The organism is Bradyrhizobium sp. LHD-71 (assembly GCF_031157255.1).
GTDB lineage: Bacteria > Pseudomonadota > Alphaproteobacteria > Rhizobiales > Xanthobacteraceae > P52-10.
The window spans coordinates 172,004-178,358 of the sequence record NZ_JAVIFX010000016.1; the positions used below are offsets into that span (position 1 = coordinate 172,004).

5 protein-coding genes are annotated in these 6,355 nt (G+C 59.8%); 2 read left to right on the forward strand and 3 right to left on the reverse strand.

Annotated elements, in window-relative coordinates:
* Positions 1-10: 10 nt before the first annotated feature.
* The 3 genes from RCO31_RS19105 to RCO31_RS19115 all read right to left on the reverse strand — a co-directional run bounded on the left by RCO31_RS19105 (position 11) and on the right by RCO31_RS19115 (position 4,761).
* Positions 11-2,542, reverse strand: coding sequence for a branched-chain amino acid ABC transporter ATP-binding protein/permease (locus tag RCO31_RS19105; RefSeq protein WP_308970033.1), 2,532 nt, complete (start codon positions 2,540-2,542; stop codon positions 11-13).
* 2 nt (positions 2,543-2,544) lie between these two features.
* The gene (locus tag RCO31_RS19110) at positions 2,545-3,414 is read right to left on the reverse strand and encodes a branched-chain amino acid ABC transporter permease (RefSeq protein ID WP_308970024.1); all 870 of its coding nucleotides are present in this window, start codon (positions 3,412-3,414) and stop codon (positions 2,545-2,547) included.
* Positions 3,415-3,489: 75 nt separating this feature from the next.
* Positions 3,490-4,761 (reverse strand): ABC transporter substrate-binding protein, encoded by a 1,272-nt coding sequence (locus RCO31_RS19115; RefSeq protein ID WP_308970025.1) that lies wholly within the window; start codon positions 4,759-4,761, stop codon positions 3,490-3,492.
* A gap of 192 nt (positions 4,762-4,953) precedes the next feature.
* Between RCO31_RS19115 and RCO31_RS19120 the strand changes: the two genes are divergently transcribed.
* Together RCO31_RS19120 and RCO31_RS19125 are read left to right on the forward strand one after the other, a co-directional pair.
* Positions 4,954-5,913, forward strand: a complete 960-nt coding sequence (locus tag RCO31_RS19120; RefSeq protein ID WP_308970026.1) for an IclR family transcriptional regulator — start codon at positions 4,954-4,956, stop codon at positions 5,911-5,913.
* A gap of 93 nt (positions 5,914-6,006) precedes the next feature.
* Positions 6,007-6,355, forward strand: a 349-nt coding sequence (locus tag RCO31_RS19125; protein ID WP_308970027.1) for an SDR family NAD(P)-dependent oxidoreductase, incomplete at its 3' end; no start/stop codon positions are given.

A 6,355-nucleotide genomic window follows, 5' to 3' on the forward strand; every position in this document is an offset into this window, starting at 1 on the left:
TCTTTCCAGATCAAATTGCAGCACGCTTGAGGGTGGCTTCAAGTTCGTTGCTTTGCATGACACCGAGCAGCCGCGCCTGCAGGTCGCGATCGCGCTCGAGTGTACCCGCGTCGCCGTCGAAAGCGACCTGACCGTTGACCAGCACATAAGCGCGATCCACGATCGGCAGCACGCTTTCCGCGTGGTGCTCGACGATGATCATTGCGACCTTGCCACGCAACTTCACCAACGCGTCCATGACCTCCTTGACGACCGTGGGGGCCAAACCTTCGAACGGTTCGTCGAGCAGGATCAGCTTGCTCGGTACGACGAGAGCCCGAGCAATCGCGACCATCTGGCGCTCTCCGCCCGACAGGTTTTCGGCTTTCGCTTTCTGTCGGGTGCGCAAGCGAGGAAACAGGTCGAAGACCTGTTCAAGGCTCGCTCCGCCGGGACGGGACGCGAGCTGCAGGTTTTCCATGACGGTCAGGTTGGGGAAGAGGCGGCGTCCTTCTGGCACAAGCGAGATACCTAGTCGGTTGATCTCGTAGGGCTTCAGTCCGCTGATCGACTTACCTTCGAAACTGATCTTGCCGGCGACTGCGGGAAGCGTGCCGGTCAGGCATCGCAGCGTCGTCGTTTTGCCAACGCCATTGCGGCCGAGCAGAGCGAGGGCTTCACCCTCGCGAATGTTGAGGTCGAGGTTGCTCAGCACCGTGCTGCCGCTGTATCCGCAGGCGACGCCGTTAGCCTCGAGGAGCAGGCGCGCTGGCGCGCGAATGTTGCGCTCGATCTCGCGTGGCGATACGTGCTTGGGATCGGCGACACCGAGGTAGGCAGCAATGACGTCCGGATGTTTGGCGACGTCGGTCGGGCGGCCATCGGCAATCATGCGTCCCTGATGGAGCACGGAAATGCGATCGGAGATCGTGAGAACGCGATCGATATCGTGTTCGATAAGAACGACGGCATGTCGCGCGGATAGCTTCTTGATCAGATCAGCAACGATGACGCGATCGACTTCGGCCAGACCGGCCAGCGGCTCGTCGAGCAGAAGCAGCTTGGAGTTGATCGCGAGCGTGATGCCGATCTCCAGCAGTCGTTTGGCGCCGTGCGGCAGGTTTAGACATGAGTCCGCAGCTCGGTCGGCCAGTCCGACTGCGTCGAGGATCGACCAAGTCCGATCGTTGAGCGCGACAAGCGCCTGTGCGTCGGAGAACAGGCCTTTTGCTCCGCGTCGTTCGGCCTGCACGGCGATGCGTACATTCTCGAAAACGGTGAGATTGGGAAAAATCGAGAGGATCTGGAACGAGCGACCGATGCCGAGCCGCGCGCGAACATGCACCGGCGTTCGCGTGATGTCGTTGCCCTCGAAGACAATGTGTCCGCTACTTGGCCTCAGCGACCCCGACAGCATGTTGAAGAATGTCGTCTTGCCGGCGCCGTTGGGCCCGATGATGCTGTGCAGGACGAAAGGGTGGACATCGAGATCGATCTCGCGCGCAACGATCAGGTTACCGAACTGCTTGCTCAGCTTGCGCGCCTGCAGTAGCGGCCTGTTCGGATCGACGTTGATGGCGGCACTTTCGAACGGCGTAATGACCGGCGGCCTGACCGGGATCGTGTTGCGGACCAGCGTCCAGTGGGAACGACCAAATAGCCGCTGCACCAAACCCTGAATGCCTTCCGGCGATAGCAACGCGAACAGGATCAGGATCGGTGCGAAGATCAGCCACCAATTCTCAGTGATGGCGGAGAGGCGATCTCCCAGCAGGATGAAGGCAATCGCGCCCCAGAGCGGCCCGAGGGCGTGATGGACGCCGCCAAGCACCGTCATTAGCAGCGAATCGCCGGCATGCTGCCAACTGAGATTGTTGGCATAGACCCCCTGCAGCATCAACGTCAGCAAAGCGCCGCTGTAGCCGACGAAGACGCCCGTCAGGGTGAGTGCGCCAAGACGCATCAGGTACACATTATAGCCGAGGCTGCGGGCTCGATGCTCGTTGTCGCGCACGGCCTGAAGCACACGACCAAACGGCGAATGAGCGATCCTCCATAGCAGCCACAAGCCAGCGACGACCGTTACGACGACAAAGGCATGGAAGGTCAGATCGCTGGAAAAACTGCGACGCGCAACGCCTTGTAATCCGTTCTCGCCCCCGGTCACGGCTGTCCACTTGAAGGCGACTTCAAAAGCGATCTGGGAAAAGGCGAGCGTGAGCAGTGAAAAATAGAGCCCTGTTCGGCGCAGAATCACCGCACCGATGACCAGCGCCATCGCGGCCGATAAGATCACGGCGAACACCAGCGAGGCGATGTCATTGCCGTAGCCGCCCAGCACGAAGAATGCGGAAGCATAACTCGCACAGCCGAAGAAGACCGAAGCCCCGAACGGCACGAGGCCGGTGTAGCCGACCAGTAAGTTTACGCCTGCGCCATACAGCGTATAGATTGCGATCTGCGTGATGAGTGAGACCGGCGCGCTGAGAGCTAGCCAGATCAGCGTCAACGCAGCCAAGGTCAGTGCTGCCCAGAACGGAGGACTCCGAACGATTGCTGTCATGCTCACTCGAACCTCTCCCATTTTTCACCGAAGAGCCCGCGCGGCCGAACCAGCAGAATGATCGCCATCAGAATGTACATCGCGGCTCCTGCCCATTCCGGCTGAAATTGGATGGTCATCGCCGTTGTGAGCCCAACGAGAAGCCCCGCGATGATGGCGCCGGCGTAAGAGCCGAGGCCGCCGATCGTGACGATCACGAATGCAGGCATGATCGCGCCGGCCGCCATTGAAGGAGTTACCGTCCAGAGCGGCGCGGCGAGCATGCCGCCGAGACCGGCGAGCAGGCAGCCGATGCCGAACACGCCGCTGAAGACGACCGGCAAATTGATTCCCAGCAGGCCGACCATCTCAGGATCGCGCGATCCTGCCCGAATGATGCGACCGTATGGCGTATAGGCGAGAAACGCCCAGAAGGCGATCAGCACGAACACCGTTACGACCAACACGAACATGCGATACTTGGTGATCAGGATCGGTCCATATTCGGCGAAGCCCGCCAGAAATTTTGGCGCGGCAAACGGCACCGGCGCTCCGCCGAACACGAGCCGCAGGATCGCCTCGACAAAAAGAGCCAGCGCGAATGTCAGGATCAGCCCGATCAACGGCTCCTTGCCATAGAGCCATCGGATCAGGACCAGCTCGACGACAACGCCGATCAATCCGGTCAGTATCGGCGCGAGCAGAGCGGCGCCCCAACCGAATTGCCGATTTAGCGAAAAGGCGAGATAGGCACCGATCGCAAAAAAAGCACCATGTGCGAAGTTCACGATCCCGAGCATGCCGAATATGATCGACAGGCCAATCGCAATTAAGACGTAAAGAAAGCCCAGCACCAGCCCATTGACTGCCTGCGACAGGATCATGTCGAGCATGGCATCATTTCTCCGGAGACATGGGCGGAACGAGAGCCGATCGCGTAGGACCCGCGCCGAGCAGTCGGCGACCCTTTAGAGCGCGTCCATCTTGCAGGCACTGTCCGCCTGCGAGCCGAAGGCCTTCGCAATGTCGTCCGGCGTCTGAGGCAACTGCTCCTTCACGTCGAAATAGTCCCACTTGTCCGTGATTTTTGGATGAATGCCCGCCACTAGAATGCGATTTGTCATCTGGTGGTCGAAGGCGCGGTAGCCAACATCAATGTCACCCCGCCTGTACTTCCATGCCTCGAGCGCCTGGACGATGGCTGCAGGTTCGGTCGCTTTTGCCATCTCGATTGCGTCGAGCAAGCTTTTCATTCCAAGCCAGCCCATCCAGGCCTTGTCGGCAGCCGGACGGTTGTACTTCTTCTCGTAAGTGGCAGCCATCGCCTGCTCTTCAGGTGGATTGTTCGGGTTCTTGAACCACCACGTGATGGTATAGAGCCCATCCGCTGCCTCGGGTCCAACGCCCCAGAGATCGGTGTTGCCAACGGAAATCTCCGCAAAGGGAATCTTGCCCTTCATGCCGAGTTCGTTCCATTGCTTCAGGAATGTGGTCAGGTCGCTTGCGGCGATGCCCCCGATAACGACATCCGGCTTCGCTGCACGGATTTTCAGAATGAACGAACTATAATCGGGGGTCCCGACCGGAACCTCGTCGGCGCCGACGACCGTGCCGCCATTTGCAAGAATATATTCGCTGAACGCCTTCTTGATATCCTGGCCGAAAGCATAGGACGCCGTCAGCAGATACCATTTCTTGCCGATTGACGCGCAATAGGGCGCCAGGATGCGGGCATGAACGTCGACTGGCGGCTGCAAGCGGAACGTATATTTGTTGCAAGATTTCCCCGTGAGATCGCCGGTTGCTGCGTTGGCGGCGATGTAAGGGATCTTCGCCTTTTTGGCGACCGAGGAGATCGCCAGCGCAAATGATGACAGCGCGCCACCGACAATGCCGATGACCTTGTGCTCGCCCACGAGGCGCTCGGCGCTCTGTTGCGCCCCTTGCGGATTTGGCTCGTCGAGCCAGACGATCTCGGCGGGGCGGCCAAGCAACATGTTGTTGCGCTGCTCAAGCGCCAACAGACCGCCCTGAGCAAGATATTCGGCCTGGTCGACGATTGACCCCGTCTTCGCCCAGATCATACCTATCTTGATTGGTTCAGCCGCGGCAGCGTTGCCGATATACGGCATGCCTAGACTTGACGCGCCAAGACCAACGGTCGCAAACCCTGCCGATCCCAGAAGCAGGCATCGTCGGTCGACGTGATAATCCTTCGATGGAGTTCGCTTTCTTGTCATCGCATCCTCCCCTCATTTTATGACCGGTCGTTCAGATCGGCGCCGGCTGCCGTGGAGATGTTGCCCTTTTGTCGACTGGAATTCAATTCCAATATGCGGTTTCCGGAAATGGAATCGGATTCCAAAACTACTTGACGAGGCGCCTAGGGAAAGAGCAGGAGTGGAAAGAGAACTAGGTGAGGAAATGCAGCCATGTCCAAAGGTGCTGTCGCGGCGATCGGCGCGGGCGCGATCAGTCAGGCTCGCGTGAAAGCGATGCGTCGTTCGCAGGCCGGCGAAGTTGCGAGGAAAAAGGCTTCGCTGGTTGGCGCGGCGAGCCCGAGTGGTCTGCTCGAGCGTACACTACGTGTCCTCGAGCTCCTCTCCGATAATGCGCACGGTTTGCTGCTATTCGAGATTGCCGATCAGCTGAGGATTCCGCGCAGCGCAACTCATCGCGTGCTGACGAGCTTGCTTGAGCACGGTTACGTCCGGCAAGAACGGCATCAAGGTGCTTATCAGTTGACCGCCAAGATCGCCTCGCTTGCGTTCACGTTCCTGACCGGTAGCGGCATTACCGATTTCGCGCAGCCGATCTTGGACAAGCTTGCACGCGAGTGCGGCGAACTGGTGCGCCTTGCCATGATCGATGGCAAGGCGCTCGTTTGGGTGGCCAAGGCACAGGGGTCACCGCACGGGCTGCGTTACGATCCCGATATGGGGCAGATTGGCCGCCTGTCATGTTCTGCCAGCGGCCATGCATGGCTCGCCTGTCTGCCCGACGAAGAGGCGCTGGCTCTCGTCGAGAAACAGGGCTTCGGCTTGCGGAGCGAGTATGGCCCGCGCGCACCGGAGACCAAGGGTACCTTGCTCAAATATCTGCGCGAGACCCGCAGGCGAGGCTTCAGCGTGTGCGTGCAAACCTACTCTCCCTGGATGAATTCATTCGCTGCGGCGATCCGACATCCCAATACCAAGGAGGTCACTGGAGCCGTGGTGATCGCGGGTCCCAACATCCGCCTTACGGAAGCGCGCATGCTGGAGCTTTCGCCCCTGCTGGTTGCTGCAGCACAGGAATTGTCGCTGGCGACCGTCGCGTCGCCGGGTCTCTACGGTCCGAAAGCGAGAACGCAGGTGAGTATCTTCGACGAGCCGAGAGACTTGCGTGTCTGAGGAAAGGGTCCTGCGGATCGTCGAACGTTACCCTGAAAGAGGTCGGAGTGTGACCGGCATAGTCCGGCGGCTTTGCAGGAGAATAGGTGGCACATGATCTGGATAGATCTCACCGGCAAGGTCGCTGTCGTCACCGGCGCGGGGTCGGGTATCGGACGGGGCATTGCGATTGGTTTGGCCGAAGCGGGCGCTACGGTCGCAGTGATTGATCGCGATGAAGCTTCGTCGAGCACAGTAGATGAAATCAAGTCGCGCGGGGGGCAGGCGCGCTTTCTTCGTTGCGACGTCACCGACAACGACAGCGTTGGCAAGGCGGCGGCTGAATCACTTGAAGCGCTCGGACCGGCCTCGATTCTCGTGAATAATGCCGGAACGTTGCGGGCGGGAAGTCTCGACACGCTTTCCCTCAGTGACTGGCAAGCGAATCTGTCCCTAAACCTGA

What these genes read in the sequence shown, in the direction of transcription:
- RCO31_RS19105 (WP_308970033.1), bottom strand. Translation starts at nt 2,542, where the DNA reads ATGACAGCAATCGTTCGGAGTCCTCCGTTCTGGGCAGCACTGACCTTG.
- RCO31_RS19110 (WP_308970024.1), bottom strand. Translation starts at nt 3,414, where the DNA reads ATGCTCGACATGATCCTGTCGCAGGCAGTCAATGGGCTGGTGCTGGGC.
- RCO31_RS19115 (WP_308970025.1), bottom strand. Translation starts at nt 4,761, where the DNA reads ATGACAAGAAAGCGAACTCCATCGAAGGATTATCACGTCGACCGACGA.
- RCO31_RS19120 (WP_308970026.1), top strand. Translation starts at nt 4,954, where the DNA reads ATGTCCAAAGGTGCTGTCGCGGCGATCGGCGCGGGCGCGATCAGTCAG.